The 20,943-nt window shown below is 56.4% G+C and carries 20 protein-coding genes; 3 read left to right on the forward strand and 17 right to left on the reverse strand.

The window, feature by feature from the left end; genetic code table 11:
• Position 1: 1 nt before the first annotated feature.
• From E5K02_RS18525 to E5K02_RS18595, 15 genes are all read right to left on the reverse strand, one after another.
• Complete coding sequence (locus E5K02_RS18525) at positions 2-946, reverse strand: ABC transporter ATP-binding protein (RefSeq protein WP_135396725.1); 945 nt, start codon at positions 944-946, stop codon at positions 2-4.
• A 75-nt stretch (positions 947-1,021) separates the two neighbouring features.
• On the reverse strand, positions 1,022-1,633 hold the full coding sequence (locus E5K02_RS18530) for a hypothetical protein (RefSeq protein ID WP_135396726.1): 612 nt from the start codon (positions 1,631-1,633) through the stop codon (positions 1,022-1,024).
• Positions 1,620-2,135: an RNA polymerase sigma factor gene (locus tag E5K02_RS18535; protein ID WP_240737358.1), complete on the reverse strand. Its 516-nt coding sequence runs from the start codon at positions 2,133-2,135 to the stop codon at positions 1,620-1,622. The genes E5K02_RS18530 and E5K02_RS18535 overlap by 14 nt, the downstream gene beginning before the upstream one ends.
• A 312-nt stretch (positions 2,136-2,447) precedes the next feature.
• A complete protein-coding gene (gene dnaJ / locus E5K02_RS18540) occupies positions 2,448-3,584 on the reverse strand; it encodes a molecular chaperone DnaJ (protein WP_135396727.1) in 1,137 nt (378 codons plus the stop codon).
• Positions 3,585-3,695: 111 nt separating this feature from the next.
• Positions 3,696-4,280, reverse strand: a complete 585-nt coding sequence (locus tag E5K02_RS18545) for a nucleotide exchange factor GrpE (RefSeq protein WP_135396728.1) — start codon at positions 4,278-4,280, stop codon at positions 3,696-3,698.
• A gap of 128 nt (positions 4,281-4,408) precedes the next feature.
• Positions 4,409-4,738, reverse strand: a complete 330-nt coding sequence (locus E5K02_RS18550) for a hypothetical protein (RefSeq protein ID WP_135396729.1) — start codon at positions 4,736-4,738, stop codon at positions 4,409-4,411.
• A 101-nt stretch (positions 4,739-4,839) separates the two neighbouring features.
• Positions 4,840-5,838, reverse strand: a complete 999-nt coding sequence (gene obgE / locus E5K02_RS18555) for a GTPase ObgE (protein ID WP_135396730.1) — start codon at positions 5,836-5,838, stop codon at positions 4,840-4,842.
• A gap of 221 nt (positions 5,839-6,059) precedes the next feature.
• A complete protein-coding gene (locus E5K02_RS18560) occupies positions 6,060-6,686 on the reverse strand; it encodes an adenylate kinase (protein WP_135396731.1) in 627 nt (208 codons plus the stop codon).
• Positions 6,687-6,798: 112 nt separating this feature from the next.
• Positions 6,799-7,338 carry a hypoxanthine phosphoribosyltransferase gene (gene hpt, locus E5K02_RS18565; protein ID WP_206025989.1) on the reverse strand — a complete coding sequence of 180 codons (540 nt, stop codon included), beginning with the start codon at positions 7,336-7,338 and terminating at the stop codon, positions 6,799-6,801.
• 112 nt (positions 7,339-7,450) lie between these two features.
• Entirely contained in the window at positions 7,451-9,691 is a 2,241-nt protein-coding gene (locus E5K02_RS18570) for a sodium-translocating pyrophosphatase (RefSeq protein ID WP_135396732.1), read from the reverse strand.
• Positions 9,692-9,926: 235 nt separating this feature from the next.
• Positions 9,927-11,390 carry a hypothetical protein gene (locus E5K02_RS18575; RefSeq protein ID WP_135396733.1) on the reverse strand — a complete coding sequence of 488 codons (1,464 nt, stop codon included), beginning with the start codon at positions 11,388-11,390 and terminating at the stop codon, positions 9,927-9,929.
• Complete coding sequence (locus E5K02_RS18580) at positions 11,390-12,142, reverse strand: glycosyltransferase family 2 protein (RefSeq protein WP_135396734.1); 753 nt, start codon at positions 12,140-12,142, stop codon at positions 11,390-11,392. Before E5K02_RS18580 ends, E5K02_RS18575 begins: the two co-directional genes overlap by 1 nt.
• On the reverse strand, positions 12,139-13,209 hold the full coding sequence (locus E5K02_RS18585) for an NAD-dependent epimerase/dehydratase family protein (protein ID WP_135396735.1): 1,071 nt from the start codon (positions 13,207-13,209) through the stop codon (positions 12,139-12,141). Before E5K02_RS18585 ends, E5K02_RS18580 begins: the two co-directional genes overlap by 4 nt.
• A gap of 16 nt (positions 13,210-13,225) precedes the next feature.
• A complete protein-coding gene (locus tag E5K02_RS18590) occupies positions 13,226-14,290 on the reverse strand; it encodes an NAD-dependent epimerase/dehydratase family protein (protein ID WP_135396736.1) in 1,065 nt (354 codons plus the stop codon).
• 96 nt (positions 14,291-14,386) lie between these two features.
• On the reverse strand, positions 14,387-15,106 hold the full coding sequence (locus E5K02_RS18595; protein WP_317128917.1) for a M20/M25/M40 family metallo-hydrolase: 720 nt from the start codon (positions 15,104-15,106) through the stop codon (positions 14,387-14,389).
• Positions 15,107-15,411: 305 nt separating this feature from the next.
• Between E5K02_RS18595 and E5K02_RS18600 the strand changes: the two genes are divergently transcribed.
• Entirely contained in the window at positions 15,412-16,659 is a 1,248-nt protein-coding gene (locus tag E5K02_RS18600) for a tetratricopeptide repeat protein (RefSeq protein WP_135396738.1), read from the forward strand.
• Positions 16,660-16,680: 21 nt separating this feature from the next.
• Positions 16,681-18,042 (forward strand): hypothetical protein, encoded by a 1,362-nt coding sequence (locus E5K02_RS18605; RefSeq protein ID WP_135396739.1) that lies wholly within the window; start codon positions 16,681-16,683, stop codon positions 18,040-18,042.
• On the opposite strand, the gene E5K02_RS18610 is transcribed toward E5K02_RS18605, so the two are convergent.
• Together E5K02_RS18610 and E5K02_RS18615 are read right to left on the reverse strand one after the other, a co-directional pair.
• Positions 17,964-19,028 carry a glycosyltransferase family 4 protein gene (locus E5K02_RS18610; protein WP_135396740.1) on the reverse strand — a complete coding sequence of 355 codons (1,065 nt, stop codon included), beginning with the start codon at positions 19,026-19,028 and terminating at the stop codon, positions 17,964-17,966. The genes E5K02_RS18605 and E5K02_RS18610 overlap by 79 nt on opposite strands.
• A gap of 63 nt (positions 19,029-19,091) precedes the next feature.
• The gene (locus E5K02_RS18615; protein WP_167856488.1) at positions 19,092-19,649 is read right to left on the reverse strand and encodes a GNAT family N-acetyltransferase; all 558 of its coding nucleotides are present in this window, start codon (positions 19,647-19,649) and stop codon (positions 19,092-19,094) included.
• A 361-nt stretch (positions 19,650-20,010) separates the two neighbouring features.
• Here E5K02_RS18615 and E5K02_RS18620 point away from each other — a divergent pair, with 361 nt between their 5' ends.
• Positions 20,011-20,940, forward strand: coding sequence for a glycosyltransferase family 2 protein (locus E5K02_RS18620; RefSeq protein WP_135396742.1), 930 nt, complete (start codon positions 20,011-20,013; stop codon positions 20,938-20,940).
• Positions 20,941-20,943: the final 3 nt, after the last annotated feature.

Consider the following 20,943-nt stretch of genomic DNA (forward strand, 5'->3'; position numbering starts at 1 on the left):
GTTAGAGCAGAGCGTTGGCGGTTTCGAGGGTTTCGGGCATGGTTTCCTGCACGCGCCGGATAAAGATTTCGTTGATACTGGGAATTAGCTCCCGGAAAGCCTGCACTTCCACGTTGCCGATCAGGTAGCGCAGCAGGTCGTTGGGGGTAGTGCCGTTGTGCAGGCGGATTCTGTCGTAGAAATGGTCGTTTTCGCGCTCTTTGTGTTCCAGCACCTCAAAATCAGGGTGAATCACCATCAGTCGGCCTTTGCCTTCTACTTCGTAGGTGTTCGTTTTGAAAGCATCCCTGATTTGCCGCACCGGCCCGTCGAGCACCTTGTTGGAGCGGTTGATGAGGGCAATATTGTCGCAGAGCTCCTCGACCGACTCCATGCGGTGAGTTGAGAAGATGATCGTCGTGCCTCGCTCCCGCAAGGCCAGAATCTCGTCTTTGATGAGGTTGGCATTGATCGGGTCGAAGCCGGAAAAGGGCTCGTCGAGGATGATAAGGCTGGGCTCGTGTAGCACGGTGGCAATAAACTGCACCTTCTGCTGCATGCCTTTGCTGAGGTCTTCCACATTCTTGCTTACCCAGGGGCGCAGGTCCAGCCGGTCAATCCACTGTTTGATCCGGTCGGTAGCGTCGGCTTTGCTGAGGCCCTTGAGGCGAGCCAGGTACAGCAGCTGCTCGCCCACGCGCATCTTCTTGTAAAGACCCCGCTCTTCGGGCAGATAGCCGATCTGGGCAATGTGGCTGGGGTTGAGCTTTTCACCCCGAAACCGGATTTCGCCCGAGTCGGCGCCGGTAATCTGGGTGATGATACGAATAAGAGAGGTTTTGCCCGCGCCGTTGGGGCCCAGCAGCCCGAAGATGCTGCCGGTTGGAATCTCGAGGCTGACCCCGTTCAGGGCCGTGTGCGCGGCGTAGGCCTTCCGCACGTCAATGGCTTGTAGAATAGTACTCACGGCAAAAAAGGAATAGGTAAGGTGGTGGTGCTTAAATGTAGGAACTTTACTATGTATTGACAGGCCAAATCTTGTCTAAACCTCATTTTCATCCCGCAGCTCGTGCAGAGCAGCTTCCAGACGGTCGAGGTTACGACCGTAGAGGCGCTGCAGCATCCACTTCGTAATCCAGTGGGTCAGCAGCGCGGACACCAGCAACGTTAGCCCCAGCCAGAGACTCCGCTGGGGGCTCTGATACACCATAGGGGCTTTTTCGTAGGTCCAGTACAGCAGGTAGCCTATCATTACTACCAGCACCAGCATGGTGATACGATAGTAGAGCCGCAGCAAGCCGCGCAAGCTGCCCAACTGGCTGGCAACGTGGTGGCGGAGCGGATTAGTCCCAACTTGCAGTTGGCGCAGAATCCTGAGCTTAGCGTAGTAATAAGGCCCCATAGCCAGGCAGGTAGCCAGCAGCAGCAGCCAGAAGGGCCGCAGCCCTGAAACCCGGCTGTAAAGAACTCCTACCACGCTCACGCCCAGAGACAGGACCAGCATAAGCAGCTCGGCGCGGGCGTTGCGCTGCATCCGTACCACGGGCCCCGCTCCGGGTTGGCGAAGCAGGTCGTGGAGCGCGGCCGGGCCCACGCCCGGCTCGTCGGGCATGGGCTGCTGCTGCCATTGCCGACGAAAGTCATGAAGTTCCATACTGGGGCTGGGTAAGTAGTTGGCGCAGTTTGTCTTGCACGCGGTGCATCTTCACGCGCACATTGTTTTGGGTAATGCCCAGGATATCGGCCATTTCCTCGTACGTGCGCTCTTCCAGGTAAAGCAGCACAAAGGCCTTTTCCACGTCGGAAAGCCGCCCGATGGCCCGGTAGAGCTCGGTTAGGTCGTCGGCGTCCGGGCCCGTATCGGGGGGCTGGGCTATTTCCGGCACCGTTGGTCCGAAACGCTCGGGGGCAGGCCGCCGGGTGCGTTGCCGTAGGGTGCTGATGGCCACGTTCAGGGCAATGCGGTAGAGCCAGGTGCTGATTTTGGCCGTGGGCTGGTAGCTGGGAAAGGCCCGCCACAGTTGCAGCACTATCTCCTGGTAGAGGTCCTGCCGCTCCTCGGCATCCTGGCAATACAGCCGGCACATGCGGTGCACAATGCCCTGGTTGGCATTGATAACCTTCAGAAAGTCGGAGCTAACGGGGTCGGGAGTCACAGCAGGGAAGTTCTGGCCGAAGTACACCCTATATATCGACTACCCAACCGTAGCATTACAGGCAATGACAAATTATTTTCCCAGCCCTAGGGCGGCGACGTACACTCCTCGTTTTTGTTGTTAAATTTTCGCTGTTCTAAAAATAAACAACAAAATCAAAAATTCATTTGTTGTTTATTTTTAGAATGTTAAAATTTTAACAACAGGCTACTGCACAAAAAAGCCCGCCCTCCACAATTGGAGAACGGGCTTCTCTATCTAGTCACAAGATCCGCTTAATCCAAAGAGTCCGGCGGAGGTTGTGGCTCAGGCTTACTGGAAATACTCCTTCACTTTCTCAAAGAAGCCCTTTTCGTTCTTGCCGGGGTTGGGAGTGAAATTCTGGGCGTTGCGCAGCTTTTCGAGCAGCTCCCGCTCCTCCCCCGTCACGTTTTTGGGCGTCCAGACGCTGAGGTGAATGAGCTGGTCGCCGCGGCCGTAGCCGTTCAGGTCCTTGATGCCCTTGCCGCGCAAACGCAGGATCTTGCCGGGCTGGGTACCGGGGTCCACCTTGATTTTGACCTTGCCTTCGATGGTCGGCACCTCGATGCTGGCGCCCAGGGCCGCATCCACGAAGGAAATGTACTGCTCGAACATGATGTTGTTGCCGTCGCGCTTGAGCAGTTCGTGGGGCTCTTCCTCAATCTGGATGAGCAGGTCGCCGGGTACACCGCCCCGCTCGGGGTAGTTGCCCTTGCCGTTCATGCTCAGCTGCATGCCCTCGGCCACACCGGCCGGGATATTGATGGGAATCACCTCCTCGTGCAGCTGCCGGCCTTCGCCGTGGCACACGTCGCACTTGCTGCTCACGATCTTGCCTTCCCCATTGCAGGTGGGGCAGGTCGAGGAGCTGACCATCTGGCCCAGCATCGTGTTGACCACGCGCTTCACCTGGCCCTGGCCGTGGCAGGTACCGCAGTCCTTCAGGTCGGTACCGTTTTTGGCGCCGGTGCCCGAGCAGGTGTTGCAGGCCACGTAGCGCTTCACCTTGATTTTCTTCTCAACGCCGTTGGCTACTTCTTCCAGGTCCAGCTTGAGCTTAATGCGCAGGTTGGAGCCTTTCTTCACGCGCCGGCCACCGCGCCCCTGTCCGCCCCCGAAGAAGCCTTCGAAGCCGCCCCCGCCGAAGATGTCGCCGAACTGGGAGAAGATGTCCTCCATGTTCTGGCCGCCACCGGCACCGCCCACGCCCTGGTGACCAAACCGGTCGTAGCGGGCGCGCTTCTGCTCATCCGACAAAACCTCGTAGGCCTCGGCGGCTTCCTTGAACTTGTCCTCGGCGGAGGGGTCGTCGGGGTTCTTGTCGGGGTGATACTTGATGGCCACCTTCCGGTAGGCCTTCTTTATCTCATCACCCGAGGCGGTCTTGGCGACATCCAACACCTCGTAATAATCTCGCTTCGTTGCCATTGTGGTATTATCTCGTCTGTCATGCTGACGAAGGAAGCATCTCTACCGGGGTTGATACACTCAACGAAGCGGTAGAGATGCTTCGCTGGGCTCAGCATGACGTTCTCGTTACTAGCTGCCCAGCACTACTTTGGCGTGCCGAATTACTTTGTCGCCTAGGTAATAGCCTTTTTCCACCTCGTCGACCACTTTGCCCTTTAAGTCCTCGGAGGGAGCCGGAATCTGGGTAATGGCCTCGTGCAGGTCCGCGTCGAAAGTGCCGCCTTTGGTTTCCATCGGGGTCAGGCCTTTCTGCTGCAGGGTTTTCTGGAGCTTGGTAGATATAATCTCGATGCTTTCGCGCACGGCAGAAGCATCCTCCGTGTCCTTGGTGTGGTGACGGGCCCGGTCAAAATCGTCGAGCACGGGCAGCAGCGCTACCATCAGCTCCTGGCTGGCGGTCTTAAACAAGTCCTGGCGCTCTTTGGCCGTCCGGCGCTTATAGTTATCAAACTCGGCAGCCAAACGCAGGTATTTATCTTTCAGCTCCGCTAGCTCGGCATCAGTTTTGGATGCTTCGGCCTTGGGCGCCCCCCCATCGGCACCTTCCGCAGTGTCAGTGTCGAGGGCGTTTACTTCTTCTTGCAATTCGCCCGCCGCGTTGTCGGGGTCAACAGACAGATTGTCGTCCTGGGGCAGGTTGGTATCTTCAGCCATTTTCGTAAATATTCGTCGGAAAGGGTTTTTCACGGTAGTTGCCGTTGAGCGCTACATGGGGCGCAAGGAGTTTGCCAAAGCGGCTTTGGCTGTCAGTTTGGCATTGGTGCTTTTCCGGTGCTTGCGCCTTACTGGTCACGCTCTAAAAACCGGTAACACCATCTTTTCAGATAAAATGCCAGCACGGCTACCGGGAACGTCAAGGCCGCCGCAAGCGGGTATTGCAGCCAATCGATTTGCGCAATAAACCGGCGCTGCCAACCCTGTTCGCCTTCGGCAATCAGGTAAGTAAACCACAGGCACAGCGCTATGTAGCTTACCAACCACCACTGGGTAGCTGTTGGAAAAGCGTTGTCAGGCGACGAAACGTTCTGCTTGACAAGTTGGTGCAGCTTCCACAGCGGAAACACCACCAGCATTGTTTTGCCCAACATTACCGGGACAAACAGAATTGCCATCCAGCCAAGCAACATTCCCCACGGACCGGCCCATAGAAAGGAGACTATGCTCAGTAAGGCGGCTATTGTCAGGATCAAATATCCTTTCCCGCCCACCGCTTCTACTCCTTGGCGTGCAGGGCCTGCCAGATCATGTCCTTGAGCTGCATGATGTTTTTATTGGCCAAGCTGGAAATGAACACCGTCGGCAAGTCGGTCGGCAGCGTCTCGCGAATTTCGGCTTCGAGCTCGTCGTCAATCAAATCAGCCTTGGTAATGGCCAATAGGCGCTTTTTGGTCAGCAGGTCGGGGTTGAACTGCTCCAACTCGCTGAGCAGGATCTGATACTCTTCAGCAATGTCCTTACTGTCGACCGAAATCATGAAGAGCAGAATCGAGTTGCGCTCGATGTGGCGCAGAAAGCGGGTGCCCAGGCCTTTGCCTTCGGCCGCGCCCTCGATGATGCCGGGAATGTCGGCCATCACAAACGACTTGTAGTCGCGGTAGGCCACCACGCCCAGGTTGGGCGTCAGGGTCGTGAAGGCGTAGTCGGCAATCTTGGGCCGGGCCGCCGATACCACCGACAGCAGGGTGCTTTTGCCCGCGTTGGGGAAGCCTACCAGGCCCACGTCGGCCAGCAGCTTGAGCTCCAGAATTACCCACTCGTCGATGCCGGGCTCCCCGGGCTGGAAGTAGGTGGGCGCCTGGTTGGTGGCCGATTTGAAATGGTCGTTGCCCAGGCCACCGCGGCCGCCGGGCGTCAGAATCAGGCGCTGCCCGTGCTCGGTGATTTCGAGCTTCTTCTCCCCCGTCTCGGCGTCGCGGGCAATGGTACCGAGCGGTACCTGGATGATGATATCGTCGCCCTGGGCCCCAGTGCGCAGGTTTTCGCCGCCGCTTTCGCCAGGCTTGGCAATCAGGTGCTTCTGGTACTGCAGGTGCAGCAGGGTCCAAAGCTGGGAGTTGCCTTCCAGAATGATATGGCCTCCCCGGCCCCCGTCGCCCCCATCCGGACCGCCGTTGGGCAGGCCTTTGGCGCGGAAAAAGTGGCCCGAGCCGGCCCCGCCTTTTCCGGAGCGGCAATTGATTTTGACGTAGTCGATGAAGTTATTGGAAGCCACGGCGGGGAGGTAATTAAGAATGAAGAAGTGGGAATTAAGAATTGGGGGCAATTCGAAACGCCGGCTTCTTGAGGTGAACTGTCGTAAAAAAGGCTGTCATCCTGAGCAAAGCGAAGGACCTTATAACAGCCGAACGATTCGTTCAAGCGTGATAAGGTCCTTCGCTTTGCTCAGGATGACAGAGATATTCTGCCACTACCCATGGGGTAGCAGCGGCAAAGTTACGCTTTTACTTCATCAGCAGCAGCCTGGCCGTCGGCTACTGGAGTTGCGGGCAGGTGCTGATCCACGATTTCGCAGATCTGACCGAAGATATTATCGATGGCGCCGATGCCATTGAGACCGTGAAACTTGTTCTGCTGGGCGTAGTAGCCAGCCACCTGGGCCGTTTCGGTATTGTAGACGGTTACGCGCTTCCGGATCTTGGTTTCGTCTTGGTCGTCGGGGCGGCCACTGGTTTTGCCGCGCTCCAGCAGGCGCTTCACCAGTTCCTCCTCGGCTACTTCCAGGGCAATCATGCAGCTTACGCCGGTATCGTAGCGCTGGGTCAGCGCGTCGAGGCTCTGGGCCTGGGGCACGGTACGGGGGAAGCCATCAAAGATAAAGCCGGCGGCCGTCGTGTTGTTGGCCAGCTGGCTTTCAATCATGCCGATTACTACTTCATCGGGCACGAGTAGGCCTTCGTCCATGAGTTTCTTGGCCCGCAGACCAAGTTCGGTGCCCTGCGTGATTTGGGAGCGGAGCAGGTCGCCAGTGGAAAGATGCACGAGGTTATAACGGGCAATCAGCTTCTGGCTTTGCGTTCCTTTGCCGGCGCCGGGCGGGCCGAAGAGTACGATATTGAGCATAAAGCGGGGTATTTCGCGGGGAGAGAAAAAGCAGCGGGGGTTGGGAAAGATAACAAATCGGAAACAAACCCTTCTCTACGGAAGACAACTTGTTTCGGGTACGGCTTCGGGGTCAGACGGCGGTGTAGACGTCGGGGTAGTTGCGGCCCAGACCGTCGTAATCAAGTCCGTAGCCTACAATGAAGTCGTTGGGAATACTCAGGCCGACGTAGCGCAAATCCAGCTCGTGCTGCAGGCACTCCGGCTTCAAAAACAGGGTAGCGACGGACAGCGAAGCGGGACGCTTGGCTTGCAGCAATTCCAGCAGCGCTTTCATCGTGTGGCCACTATCGACAATGTCCTCCACAACAATCAGGTCGCGGCCGGCTACTTCCTCCTGCAAGCCCATGATTTCGCGCACCGTACCGGTGCTGCTGGTACCCTGGTAAGAGGCCACCCGAATAAAGGTCACTTCACAGGGCAGCTGAATTTCCTTGAGTAAATCGGCCACAAACATGAAGGAGCCATTCAGAACGGCTACAAAGAGTGGTTGCTTGCCGACATAGTCGCGGTTGATTTGCGCAGCTAGTTCACGCACGGCCGCCGTGATTTGGCTAGCCGTCAGATAGGGGGCAAACTGCTTGTCGTGCAGCGTGATAGTGGACAATGACATCCGGGTGGGTTTGGTCCTCAAGGCAAAACTACCGGTCAAAGGTAGTACAAAAAAGCTGCCCCTCCGGCGGGAAGGGCAGCTTTGGGCTTGCAGACAACCAGACGGTAAGGGGTTAGCGGGTTTTGCCAGCTTGCGCAAGTTGACTGGCCGTAGCCAGGAAGGTTGGTTCTACGGAAGCCCGCTGAGGTGCGGTCTGTGGCCTTGCCTGCGGTGCGGGCTCGGAAGCTACAGCTTGCTTGGGTGCCGCTATGTGGGGCGCAATGACCAGGGAAACAATGGACATGAGCTTAATCAGGATGTTCATAGAAGGCCCGGAAGTATCCTTAAACGGGTCACCCACGGTGTCGCCCGTGACCGACGCCTTATGCGCATCAGAGCCCTTGAACTCCATCTTGCCGTTGACCATCACGCCCTTCTCGAAGGATTTTTTGGCGTTGTCCCAGGCGCCGCCGGCGTTACTCTGGAACATGGCCATCAGCACGCCCGATACGGTAACGCCCGCCAGCGTACCACCCAGTACTTCGGGGCCAAAGGCAAAGCCAATGACGATAGGCACAATCAGGGCAATGGCGCCGGGCAGCATCATTTCCCGAATGGCGGCCTGGGTGGAAATGGCCACGCACTTCTCGTACTCAGGCCGGCCCGTGCCTTCCATGATGCCGGGAATTTCGCGGAACTGCCGCCGTACTTCCTGCACCATAGCCATGGCAGCCCGGCCCACGGCCGAAATAGCCAGGGCCGAGAAGATAAAGGGAATCATGGCCCCCACAAACAGGCCCGCTAGCACCCGCGCATTGCTGATGTCGATGCTGGCAATGTTGGCGGTGCCCATGAAGGCGGCAAACAAGGCCAGAGAAGTAAGCGCCGCTGAGGCAATGGCGAAGCCCTTGCCCGTGGCAGCGGTGGTATTGCCCACCGCGTCGAGCACATCGGTCCGCTCCCGCACTTCCTTGGGTAGGTCACTCATTTCGGCAATACCGCCGGCATTGTCGGCAATGGGGCCAAAGGCGTCGATGGCCAGTTGCATAGCCGTGGTCGCCATCATGCCGGCAGCGGCAATGGCGACGCCGTAGAGCCCGGCAAACTCAAAGGACAACACAATACCGGCGGCCAGCACAATGATGGGCAGTACCGTGGACTCCATTCCGACGGCCAAGCCCCCGATTACGGTAGTGGCGTGGCCCGTGCTGCTTTGCTGCACAATGCTCATTACCGGGCGCTTGCCCATAGCGGTGTAGTACTCCGTGATAATGCTCATCAGCGTACCCACAACGAGGCCTACAACTACCGCATAAAACACGTCCATGGAAGTAAAGGGCACCGAGCCGGCCCGCCCAATGACCAGTTCGCCGGGCGGCAACATCCAGCGAATGACAAAAAAGGAAGCCACGGCCGACACCACGACCGAGGCATAATTGCCAAAATTCAGAGCCCCCTGCACATTGCCGCCTTCCTTGACGCGCACCAGCAGAATCCCTACCAGTGAGGCCAGAATACCCAGGCCAGCAATAACCATAGGCAGCAAAATCGGTGATAAGCCATTGAACTGGTCACCGGCAGCCACTACCTCCCGGCCCAGTACCATGGTTGCCAGGATGGTTGCCACATAAGAGCCGAACAAATCGGCACCCATGCCGGCCACGTCGCCCACGTTGTCGCCCACGTTGTCGGCAATGGTAGCGGGGTTGCGGGGGTCGTCTTCGGGAATACCAGCTTCGACCTTACCCACCAAGTCGGCACCCACGTCGGCGGCTTTGGTATAGATACCCCCTCCCACTCGGGCAAACAAGGCAATGCTTTCAGCACCAAGCGAAAAGCCGGTTAATACTTCCAGAGCCTTTTCCATTTCAATACCGTTGGCCCCGCCTCCCTGGCTTACAACGAACATGTTGTAGAACACGATAAACAAAGAGCCTAGGCCCAGCACCGCCAAGCCGGCCACGCCCATCCCCATTACCGAGCCCCCGGTGAAAGAGACCTTGAGCGCACTCGACAAGCTGGTACGAGCCGCTTGGGCTGTGCGCACGTTGGCTTTGGTGGCAATCTTCATCCCGATGAAGCCGGCCAGCGCCGAGAAGACCGCTCCGATCAGGAAGGCAATAACGATAATGGGGCTCGACTTTTCGCCCGTGGTCCCCAGGTAGCCCAAAAAGGCGCAGGCAATCAGGGCAAACAGTGCCAGGACCTTGTACTCGGCTCGCAAGAACGCAATGGCCCCATCGGCAATATAGCCGGCAATAGTACGCATGCGCTCATCACCCGCATCCTGGCGGCTTACCCAGCCCGAACGCACCCAGGTATATAACAGAGCCAGCACGCCCAAGGCAGGCGCTACATAGAGAATACTCATCATAAGCGGTGGTGGGGTTTTAGGAGTTGGTTGGAAGGATTGTGCTTGTAAAATAGATCTTATTAGCTAATAGTCAACTTTTAAGCCTATCGGCCTAGATTCAGATATAGGGCAGTTGTAATTTTTTATTAGTCGCCAAATTTGCACTAAAAGCTAAAAGGCCATTTGGATGCTCCAAATGGCCTTTTGAAATCTTTACGTTATCTTATTCCCAGCTACGATACTTGAGTACTGCGGCCTACTTGGCCACCGCCGGGGGCGCAGACAGTTCGTGACGGCGCGTAAGCCAAGCTGCAACGGCAATGGCCGTAGCCAGCAGGAGCCACGGCCGCACCGGTACGGTGTAGCGGGCCTGAATGGCAAAGGGCAGATGCACCAAACCGAAGTAGACCACCAGGGCCAACGACAGCCACCAGATAAACGTACCGTTTACGACCCGGCGCCGCACTAGCACCCAGCCGATGCTTCCCAAAGCCAACACGAACGTAGCAGCACTGACCAGGGCCGGGTACACAACTTTCAGCTTCGCAAACGGCGTCGTGGCCTCGCGCCAGGCATTCATCTGAACACCCGTAACCCACAACCGAATCAAGGTATAGAGACGGGTTTTGAGATAGTACCCCGGCTCCCGACGAATATTGGCTAGGTTAGCTTTCATCAACAGCTTCTCGCGCTGTTGGGTGTAGGCTGAATTGTAAGTAGGAAACAGATTCTGCTGGTTGTCCTTCATCTGGGGCAGGTAGCGCTTGTCGCGCTCCGTCAGCAGGGGCGCGCACTGGGCATCAATCGAGTCCCACTCCTGATTGAAGGCTGCAATGTAGCCGGGCACCGCCGTAGGCTCAACAAACGAGATGATTTCGTCGCCCATTTGGTTGCCCCAGTACCGAGTTTCATGGTAGCCAGGCATGCGCAGGGCCCAAAAGCCAATTTGCATCACGCCGGCTCCGCCTTCAAGTGAAGTAGGCTTCAAAACTCCGTGGTGGCGGTAATTCCAGAGTGCATAAGGCAGCATGGTAGCGCCAAATATAACCAACAACGCCGCGGCCTGCAGCCAAGAAAAAGCCGCCTTACGCCAGGTTTGCCAGAAGTCCAGTACTAATTGCAGGCCTGGGAAAAGAATAAAGATAGGTCGGGTCTGGAAAATAAGCCCGGCGAGCAGGGCTAGAGCTATTGTCCGTTTCCACGCCCCTACCGGCCAGGAAAGCGCTACATACGCGTAGGTGGCAATCAAAAAGGCCACCAGCACTTCCGGAAAAATAACGGCGGCAAAATACGCCAGCTGAATATTGGGCAGCAGCAGCACCAGAAACAGGTTGCGCACCAGCCAGGAGCGGCTATCTGGCTCACAGCGGGCGGCCAGTTTTACCACGATGCCCAGGGTCAGCAGATAAAGTACGACCTGCACAACCCGCGCTGCTATTTCTCCCCCGCCTAGGGCCTTAACCAGCAGCAGAAACAGCGGGTAGCCAGGATTGCGGAAGGTATCCGGCACGTACTCCGGCAAAAAATACCAGTAGGTATACCGCCCCTGCAGCAGGCCGTCGGCGTAGCCCAGGTAGGTGTAATGGTCGCCGCTGATGGTGTGGAAAGTAGCCACGGCCACGGCAATGGTAACCAGGAAGTTTAAGGCCACCAGGGCCCAAAACAAACGGGCGCCGGCCAGCCAAGCCAACCAGCGCCCTTGCTTTAGTGATGTAGCCATTAGGCCTTTTGAGGGATGGTTTTCGCCTTGTGAAAATCACCGCGAGAGAAGTATTTCTCGATCAGGCAGTACATCATGATGAAGAAATACCGGCTGCCCATTTCCTTGATCTTCAGCTTCGACTCGCCATACTTGCGGTTCGTCCAGGAGTTGGGTACTACGGCGTAGCTGTACCCCCGCACAATAGCTTTGAGCGGCAACTCTAGCGTCAGATTGAAGTGCGGGGCCAGAAAAGGCTTGAGGCCCTCCATGGTATGCCGGCTGTAGAGCTTGAAGGCATTGGTGCAGTCGTTGTACTTGAGCCGGAACAACGTCTTGACGATGCCGTTGGCTAGCCGGTTGATGTACTTCTTGTGCGCGGGGTAGTCGACGACCCGCCCACCCTTGATCCAGCGGCTGCCGAATACGCAGTCGTAGCCTTCCTGCATCTTGCGGTAGTAGAGCACCAGGTCGGCCGGGTCGTCCGACAAGTCGGCCATCATCACGGCCACACAGTCGCCCTGGTACCGCTCGAGGCCGTAGCGGACGGCGTAGCCAAAGCCATTCGGACCAGCATTGGTATAATAATTCAGGGTCGGAATTTCCTGGGCCAGCAGTTGCAGCTGGCCCAGGGTGTTATCCTTCGAATTATCATTGGTAACCACGATTTCGTGGTCGATCTGCTCTTCTACCAGTTTGGCATACAGCGTCCGCAGGGTTTCGCCAATGCTTTCTTCCTCGTTGTAAGCAGGAATAACAACACTCAGCTTCATGCAGGCTGACGCTCGCGCAATTCGTTGAAGATCTGCGTCAGGGTGCTGGTCAGGTCGTACTTGAACTCCCAGCCCGGGTAGTGCTGCTCGAAGCGGCTCACATCCGACACGTACCAGATATGGTCACCGATACGGTTCTGATCCGAGTACGAGTAATTCATCTTGTTCTCGGTGATTTTCTCACACAGCGCAATGGCCTCTTGCATCGAGCAGTTGGCAAAGCGGCCACCACCAGCGTTGTACACCTCCCCGCCCGTGCGGGGTTGCTGGTAGAAGTGCCAGAACATGTTCACCAAGTCGTGGGAGTGGATATTGTCGCGCACCTGCTTGCCTTTGTAGCCAAACACGGTGTAGTGCTGACCGGTAATGGCGCACTTCATCAGATACGACAGGAAGCCGTGCAGCTGGGCGCCCGAGTGACGAGGCCCGGTGAGACAGCCCCCACGGAAGACGGCCGTTTTCATGTTGAAGTAGCGGCCATACTCCTGCACCAATACGTCGGCGGCAACCTTGGAAGCACCAAACAACGAGTGCGTGGTGTGGTCGATGCTCATTTGCTCATCGATGCCCCGCTCAAAGTAAGGATGGTTCTGGTCGATTTCCCAGCGGGTTTCCAGCTCTACCAGCGGCAGGAAGTTGGGGTTGTCGCCGTATACCTTGTTGGTCGAAGTGAAGATGAACACGGCCTCGGGGGCATGCTGACGCGTCAGTTCGAGCATGTTCAGCGTGCCGGTGGCATTTACCGAGAAGTCCGTGAACGGTTCGCGGGCGGCCCAGTCGTGGCTGGGCTGGGCGGCCGTGTGCACAATCAGGGCAATGTCGGCACCGTACTCCCGGAAAATAGCTTCCAGGGCCGCCAGGTCGCGGATATCGGCCGCGTAGTGGCGGTAGTTGTTGAAAGTATTCTGCAGCCGGGCGCGGTTCCAGTCGGTCGAGGCCTGCTCGCCGAAGAAATAGCTGCGCATATTATTGTCGACCCCGACAACGATGTCAAACTTGTCGGCGAAGAATTCGACGGCTTCACTACCAATCAGGCCCCCCGCCCCAGTGATGAGTGCTACTTTCATGTTCAGAAAAAGTTAATTAGCCCAGAATAGGCTTGAGTTGAGATTCATTTTCCCGCAGCCAGTTGTATACATCCGTTACAATCTGCTCCACGGAGCGCTTTGGCGTCCAGCCAGTCAGCTCCGTGACCCGGGTATTATCGGTCAGGTACAACGCAATATCGGCCTGCCGGTTTTCAGCCTGCGACACAATTGGGACGGTATTACCCGTCACGCGCTGGCATACTTCCGTCAGCTCCTGCAAACTAACGCTGATATCGTAGCCACCACCCACATTCAGCGTTTTGCCATTTACCTGGTCCAGGTTCTGCAGCTGGTAATTTACCAGATCGAATAAGTCATCGACATGCAAAATGTCGCGCACTTGCTTGCCGGTGCCCCCGAAGCCGAAATAGCCCAGTTGCTGTTTCCAGAAGTGACGCGCCACCCAGAGCACAATAACACCCTGGTCAACCTTTCCCATCTGCCATGGCCCCGTCAGAACGCCGCACCGGTTGATAACCGTGCGCATATTGTAGAAATGGTGGTACTCCTGAATGAGGTATTCTGAGCACAATTTGGTAGCTCCATACAAGGAACGGTAGCCTTCCAACGGAAATTCTTCAGCCAAGCCCTTGGGCGAGATGCCGCCAAAAGGCTGCTCGGCGCTTACCTCAAAACGGGTTGCAGCCTCATCCAGCTTAATGCTATCAATCTGATTGATAGGATAAATCCGGCTCGTGGAAAGAAACACGAAGGCAGCGTCATGCTGCCGGGCGTAGTTGAGGCAGTTTACCGTGCCACCCAGATTAGTGTTGATCAAGTAATCGGGCGCCGAAGTCAGTCCTGCCAGCACGGAAGGCTCGGCAGAGGCTTCAATTACGGCCTCTACCGCGGGCAGGGCGGCAAAATCCTCCTTGGTTCGAATATCGCCGTGCACAAACTCGATACCAGCGGCGCGCAAACGAGGCAGATTCAGCTCTGAGCCCCGACGTTTAAGGTTATCGAAAGCAATGATGTGGCAGTCAGGATAAGCCTGTTTGAACTGCAGGGCAAGAGCAGAGCCGACAAAGCCTGCTCCACCAGTTATTAGAATTGATTTCACAGCAGAAGGATTTGAAAGACAATATTACAACCCAATTTTAACTTTAGCAGTAACCAGCGGCCTTCGCGGCCGGCGCCAGCGGACTACTGTTTAGCTTTACAGCTCCCGCATCAGCACTTGGTAGAGCGCCAGCATACTGTCGATATCCCGCTTGTCTACCAGCTCGTTAGGGGAATGCACATGGTCTTCGGGGGCCCCAATGAAGCACCAGTCCCAGGGCTGGGCGCCGTGCTGCAACTCCTTGGCGTCGGAGCCGCCGCTGCCTTCCACTTCCAACTGGTGCGCGATGCCGGCTTCGCGCGCCAGGCGCCGGATTCGGTCGACGTAAGAGCGCCGCGGAATCAGGGAATCGCGCAGGGAGATGACAACTCCCTTACCAGCGTGCACGCCCTCGGTTACCCAGGTGATATCCGAAATCAGGGCCTGCCGCACGCTGTAGTGCTCGTATATATACTTGGCCAGATACGCTACCGACCCGCCGCCGTGCTCTTCCCAACAGCTAAAGGCAATAATGCCGTTTTCCAGGGTTTCGGCTAGGCGCAGGGCATTCCAAACACCCAACCGATTATCGAGGTAGCACGACTGAACCGACGTTTCGGTTTCGCGAAAGTCGCAGAAAAAGGTTAGCTCAGTGCCCCGTTCTATTGGCCGGGTGAACTCATAGCCCAACTCCCCGGTTTCTTCATCAACCGTGAGCGTACAGTCGATAGTGCCCTGCGAGTCCTGTCCTACGAGCCGATAACCGGTTTCGGTGCGGGGTCCGCCGATACGCACCAATTCCTGGCCGTAGCGAACGGTAAACCCAATACTGTCCATGTGCGCAAACACGGCTGTGCGCGGCTTGCCAAATATTAGAATAATACAATCTTGAAATTCCTCTCCGCTCAGCACCTGTGGCTGTACGCGCCACGAACTTTGAGACTGAGCAATGTAGTTTAAAAGGAATTCAGTCATTGGGGCCTCATTGCCAGCCGGAGCAGCCAATTGGCATAAGGTTCGCAGAAGGTCCATAGTCGCGTGTTTATTCGCCCAAATCTAGGATAAAAGTCATACTTTAGCTTTCCCGTGGCGTGACTGACTGGTAGTGGAAGCTACCAGCTCACCCGCCACCAAATGCGCCCATGATCCAAAAAATCCGTTTTATCCTGTTGCTCCTCCTCCTGCCCCTCGCGGCGCAGGCCCAGCAGCCCGATACAACCCGTACGCCCCGCCCTATCCGCAAAATAGAGCTCGAAAACGTGGATATTGCGCCCGGAGCCGTCGACACAAAAGGCTGGCTACTACTGGATAAGGACATTCAGACGGAGCTGGACGGGGCGGTGCAGAACCTCTACAACTTCAAGTACGACAAGGCTGAAAAGCAATTTCGCTCCCTGCGTCGCCGCTACCCGCAACACCCCATGCCCTACTTTCTGCTGGGCCTGAGTGCGTGGTGGAAAATTGTACCGACCAACGTTCAGACCAAGCTTTACGACAAGACCTTTTTCGCCTACATGGACACGGCCGTGACCTACGGCGAGAAGCTATACGAGGCTGATAATAAAAACTACGAAGCCTGCTTTTTTCTCTCGGCCGCCTACGGCTTCGATGCTCGCCTGAACGCGGAGCGCAAGAACTGGCGCAAAGCAACCGTTAGCAGCAAGCGGGCCCTTGACTACCTCGAAAAAAGCAAGGAAGCCAACGGCTTGAGCCCGGAGTTTTTGTTTGGTCAAGCTTTGTTTAATTACTACGCGGTCTGGATTTCGGAAAACTACCCCTTGCTGCGGCCCGTGCTGCTGTTCTTTCCCAAAGGCAACCGGGCGCTGGGTCTGCAGCAGCTAAAAAATGTGGCTGATAATGGCTTCTACACGGGCTTGGAGGCGAAGACTTTTCTGATGCGCATCCTCAACAACGAGGAAAACAACACTGCGGCTTCCATGCCGGTAGCTCGCTACCTGGCTACCACTTTCCCCGACAACGCCTATTTCCAGCGCTTCTACGCCTTATTGTGTTTCAACGAAGGCAATTTCTCGGAGTGTGAGCGGGTCAGCCGGGAAATCCTGGACAAGCTTAACCAGGGCATGCCTGGCTACGAGGGCATCAGTGGGCGCTACGCCACTTATTTTCTGGGGTGGCTGATGCAAAATAAGTACAAGGACCGCGCTAAGGCCAAAGATTACTACCAGCGCAGTATCGTGTTTGCCGAAAGCACAGGCGACACGAATGGGGGCTTTTATCTGTATGCCAACCAGAAATTAGCCCAGATTGCCGACAAAGAAAAAGACACCAGAACGGCCCTGCGCTACTATAATGTCGTAGCCGATAAGGCAGACCACAAGTCGGCGGAATACAAGGAGGCAAAAGCCTACGTGAAGAAGAACAAGAAATAAGGGCTTAACCTCTTTCGCCGGATGGAACTACGCGACCTACTGCTGACACCCCTGTACTTGGCCATCTTCTATGGCATTGCCTACGGCGTGCGTGGTAAGGTCACTAATGCCTTCACCCGCCGGTACTTTATGCCGGCTCTGACGGTCAAGTTTGTCGGCGCCATTGCGCTGGGCCTGATCTACCAGTTCTATTACGGCGGCGGCGACACGTTCAACTACACCAAGCACTCGAGCATTATTTACAATGCCTTCGGCGACTCGCCGGCGGCGGGTATCAAGCTGATTTTTGCCAACGGGGAATTCGACCAGCTGACTTCGCGCTATACCAGCCAGATGTACTGGTATAAGTCGACTACTGAATACTTTGTGGTGCGGGTAGCGGCGGTAGCAGCCCTGCTGAGCTTCAATACCTACTCCGTCATTGCCCTGGTTTTTGCGGGCCTCAGCTTCAGCGGCATGTGGGCCATGTACTTGACCTTCGTCCGGGCTTACCCTCTGCTCTACAAGCGGCTGGCCGTAGCGGTGTTCTTTCTGCCGTCGGTGTTTTTTTGGGGTTCTGGGGTCATGAAAGACTCCCTTTGTATCGGGGCCCTGGGCTGGGTTTTCTACGGTTTCTACCACGCGGCCGTACTCAAGCGCAACATGCTTTTTTCGTCCACCGTGGGGCTTCTGGGGGCCTATGTGCTCATAACGGTGAAGGTCTACATCCTGCTGTCCTTCATGCCCCCGGCCCTGCTCTGGATCTTCATTGAAAACAACCGCCGCATCAAGAGTGCCGCGCTACGCGCCATTCTCAAGCCATTCTTCCTGTTGCTGGGTGTGGGAGCCGGCTACCTGGGCGCCACTAACCTGACCGCCGATGACGACCGTTTTGCCGTGGATAAAATCGGGGAGCGAACCAAAATCAACCAGGAGTACCTTTACAGCCTGACCAAGGACCAGGGCTCGGCCTATAACATTGGCTCCTTTGATGGCAGCCTGGGCAGCTTGGTTACGGTAGCTCCCCAGGCCATCATCGTGTCGCTGTTCCGCCCCTTTTTGTTTGAGGCGCGCAACCCGGTTATGCTGCTTTCGGCTCTGGAGGCAACCATGTTCATCTACCTGACGGTGATGATGTTTTATCGAACGGGCTTTTTCAAAAGCTTTAGTCAAATAGCCAGCACGCCGCTGGTAACCTTTTGCTTTCTTTTCGCCCTTGTATTTGCCATTGGGGTGGGGACCAACAGCGGTAACTTTGGTACGCTGGTACGCTACAAAATTCCGCTGATGCCCTTCTATCTGGCGGCTCTTTACATCATGGAGTTTCAGGTAAAGAGCTCCAAGAAATTAGCGCGGTTTGCCTCCACTGAGAAGCGGGCTTCAATGGTTGCCCGGGCCGCCTGACCGAACTGAGTGCGCAGGTCGTGGTCTTTCAATAATTTCTCCAACCCGTGGTACCACTCCTGGTAGGTGGAGCAGATGTAGCCATTCACGCCTTCGGTCACCACTTCGCTGTTCATACCAACCGGCGAAACCAGTGCTGGCACGCCCAAAGCCATGTATTGCAGGGCTTTAAAGGCACACTTACCCTTGGCCCAGGGGTCATCTTCCAAAGGCATCAGGCCGATATTGAACGTTAGCAGATCGGCAATTTCGGTGTCTTTGCGCCACGGCCGAAAGCCCAGGGACTTAAGCGGCAACTGCGGTTCCTGATTGGAAATTACGCGGAATTCGAAGTCGTAGTGCTGCTCCAACTCGGCCAGCACCGGCACCACCTGCTCCAGGTACTTCATGGTCGAGTGCGTGCCCGTCCAGCCAATGACCAGCTTGTCAGTACGCTGATCCTTTACCTGATTATGCAGGTTAACTGTGTCGATGGTAGTGGGGTTGACAATGGCATTGGGGTTGAACTGCCGAGCAAAGTCGCGCAGGTACGTGTTACCACAGCTCACTTTGTAGGCCCAGCGGCATATGCTGCCCACTTTGTGGTGCCATTTTACGCCGGCCACAATGCTGTTGGCGGCTGAGGTATTCGGAATCCAGATGGCGTCATCGAAATCGTAGATGATGCGCTTGCCGAAAAGCTTGGCAATAAGCCACTCGAATACGGGCGGCCCAATGGGCGAGGCTTCGCGGTGAATAAAGACAAAGTCGGCCTTGGGCACCGAAAACAGCAGCAGCAACCGCCGCAGAAAGCCGCCCAGAATGCCCAGGGCTTTGGTCAGGGTGTGGCCCGGCTTGTAGAGAATAGCCCAGGTTTCTTCCGAAATGAAGGATTCGAGTTGATAGGTGTGCCCGGCTTGGGTCAGAAAATGCAGGTATTGCTCGAACCGGAACCGCTGAGAAGGGGCTTTGCCGGGAGGATACGGCACCAAAAAAAGAATATGCATACAGAAGAGAAGCAGCCAATTGGCCGGCTATACGGAATTGACTGCAAAAGTACGGCAACTCTGTTACTCTTCCTGCGGCAACCAGATATGAAAGACATAGTGCCGCTGGTGTAACGTAAATCCATTCTGCTCATACAAGCGGCAGGCAGCCGCATTGGCCCCCTGCGTAGTTACCTGCAACGTAGAAAAGCCCGCGGCATACGCCTCCCTTTTAGCAGCATTCAATAGTTGCTGGCCTATACCCCGGCGGCGCCATTCCGTGTCAACGGCCAATAAGCCTATCTGAATGGTACCTTCTCTTCTTTCCAAAGTGAGCAGGCCTTGAGCTTCCGCAGCACTTCCGGCGGGGTAGATGAGGACTTGCTGCGTCGGCGCCCCTGTGAGGGCCTTATCCAGCCACTGCGTATACAGTTGCTCATACGCCCCGGCTGCGAAGCGCTTATCCGTGCGAAACCGGGAGTACACGCCACTTTGTACAGCCAGAGCCACCAATTTGGGGTGTGCTTCACTAGCAGGCTGCACCGAGGTTGGCTGTTTTTCTTTGCCCAGCAGCGCGACGGTGTATATGCGTTTGTCATCCACGGCCGCCAGGCTATTACAGGCCGCAGCAGCTAATGACACAGCATCGGTAGGATCTACAAACCAGTACAACAACCCATATCCCAGGTCCCGGGCCTGGGCTACGGCCGCTTGTAACTGCTCCTCCGACAGTTGCTTTGCCGCAAGTTGCCCAACCCGAAAACCGAAGAAGGTGCTGTCCCAGGGTAAGTCAGTCAGAAGATGAGTAAGTAGCATGAGAATAGGAAACTGGGAAGTGGAGCGTTGAGGCAGAAACCGGAAGATAAGCGGCTGTTGGCAGGAGTTACTTTATTATTCCGCTTGCCGTAGCCCGAGTTATTACCTTTGGGCTGCTGACACGTAGCTGTCAAAACTGGTGCTTGCATTTGGAGCCCGGTTTCCATCGGCTTTCTGCTTTTCTTAAATGCCCCTTGCCGCCAACCCCATGTTCTCCGTTATCAGCCCGGTGTACCGGGCTGAATCACTTCTGGACGAATTAGTCCTGCGCCTTGGTCGGTCGTTAGCCACGCTATCTGCTTCGTACGAAATTATTCTGGTCGACGACGGCAGTCCGGACAATAGCTGGGGCAAAATTCAGCAACATGCGGCCCAAGACGCGCGCATTCGGGGGGTGCGCCTTAGCCGCAACTTCGGCCAGCACCACGCCATTACCGCCGGGCTCGACCAGGCCCGGGGCGAATGGGTTATTGTCATGGATTGTGATTTGCAGGACCGGCCCGAAGAAATTCCGGCCTTCTACTACCGCGCGCAGCAGGGGTTCGATGTAGTGCTGGCCAGCCGGGCTGGGCGGCAGGATGCTTGGGTAAAGAAAAGCGTTTCTAAGCTGTTCTATGCCCTCCTCTCCTACCTCACCGGCGCTCCGCAAGACCCTTCCGTAGCCAATTTCGGGCTTTATCATTCCCGCGTTATTACGGCCGTGCGCGAACTGCGCGAGAGTATCCGCTATTTCCCCACCATGATCCGCTGGGTGGGATTTCGACAAACCACTATAGCCGTAGAGCACGCTGCCGAAGGGCGGCCCAGCACTTACAGTTTTGCCCGCCGACTCCGGTTGGCCACCGATGTCATTGTGTCGTACTCCGATAAACCCCTTCGGCTGACTGCCTATTTAGGGCTATTGCTGGCCAGCGGGGCCTTCCTGCTGGGTTTGATTACCCTTTTTCGCTTTGCGGTGGGCCAGATTACGGTGCCGGGGTATACTAGCTTGCTCATTGCCATCAGCTTCTTCTCCGGCCTGATTATTCTGGTGCTGGGCATCGTCGGCCTGTATGTGGGCAAGACCTTCGAGAGTGTGCGCAGTCGACCTTTATACGTGGTGGAGTCCACGACCTGACCT

The sequence above is a fragment of the Hymenobacter metallicola genome (genome assembly GCF_004745645.1).
GTDB lineage: Bacteria > Bacteroidota > Bacteroidia > Cytophagales > Hymenobacteraceae > Hymenobacter > Hymenobacter metallicola.

Coding starts and splice junctions, on each gene's coding strand:
- E5K02_RS18595 (WP_317128917.1), bottom strand. CDS start 15,106: ATGGACAGTATTGGGTTTACCGTTCGCTACGGCCAGGAATTGGTGCGT.
- E5K02_RS18580 (WP_135396734.1), bottom strand. CDS start 12,142: ATGAAGCTGAGTGTTGTTATTCCTGCTTACAACGAGGAAGAAAGCATT.
- E5K02_RS18560 (WP_135396731.1), bottom strand. CDS start 6,686: ATGCTCAATATCGTACTCTTCGGCCCGCCCGGCGCCGGCAAAGGAACG.
- E5K02_RS18550 (WP_135396729.1), bottom strand. CDS start 4,738: ATGGCAATTCTGTTTGTCCCGGTAATGTTGGGCAAAACAATGCTGGTG.
- dnaJ (WP_135396727.1), bottom strand. CDS start 3,584: ATGGCAACGAAGCGAGATTATTACGAGGTGTTGGATGTCGCCAAGACC.
- E5K02_RS18620 (WP_135396742.1), top strand. CDS start 20,011: ATGCCCCTTGCCGCCAACCCCATGTTCTCCGTTATCAGCCCGGTGTAC.
- E5K02_RS18530 (WP_135396726.1), bottom strand. CDS start 1,633: ATGGAACTTCATGACTTTCGTCGGCAATGGCAGCAGCAGCCCATGCCC.
- hpt (WP_206025989.1), bottom strand. CDS start 7,338: ATGTCATTGTCCACTATCACGCTGCACGACAAGCAGTTTGCCCCCTAT.
- E5K02_RS18605 (WP_135396739.1), top strand. CDS start 16,681: ATGGAACTACGCGACCTACTGCTGACACCCCTGTACTTGGCCATCTTC.
- E5K02_RS18610 (WP_135396740.1), bottom strand. CDS start 19,028: ATGCATATTCTTTTTTTGGTGCCGTATCCTCCCGGCAAAGCCCCTTCT.
- E5K02_RS18545 (WP_135396728.1), bottom strand. CDS start 4,280: ATGGCTGAAGATACCAACCTGCCCCAGGACGACAATCTGTCTGTTGAC.
- E5K02_RS18570 (WP_135396732.1), bottom strand. CDS start 9,691: ATGATGAGTATTCTCTATGTAGCGCCTGCCTTGGGCGTGCTGGCTCTG.
- E5K02_RS18600 (WP_135396738.1), top strand. CDS start 15,412: ATGATCCAAAAAATCCGTTTTATCCTGTTGCTCCTCCTCCTGCCCCTC.
- E5K02_RS18575 (WP_135396733.1), bottom strand. CDS start 11,390: ATGGCTACATCACTAAAGCAAGGGCGCTGGTTGGCTTGGCTGGCCGGC.
- E5K02_RS18585 (WP_135396735.1), bottom strand. CDS start 13,209: ATGAAAGTAGCACTCATCACTGGGGCGGGGGGCCTGATTGGTAGTGAA.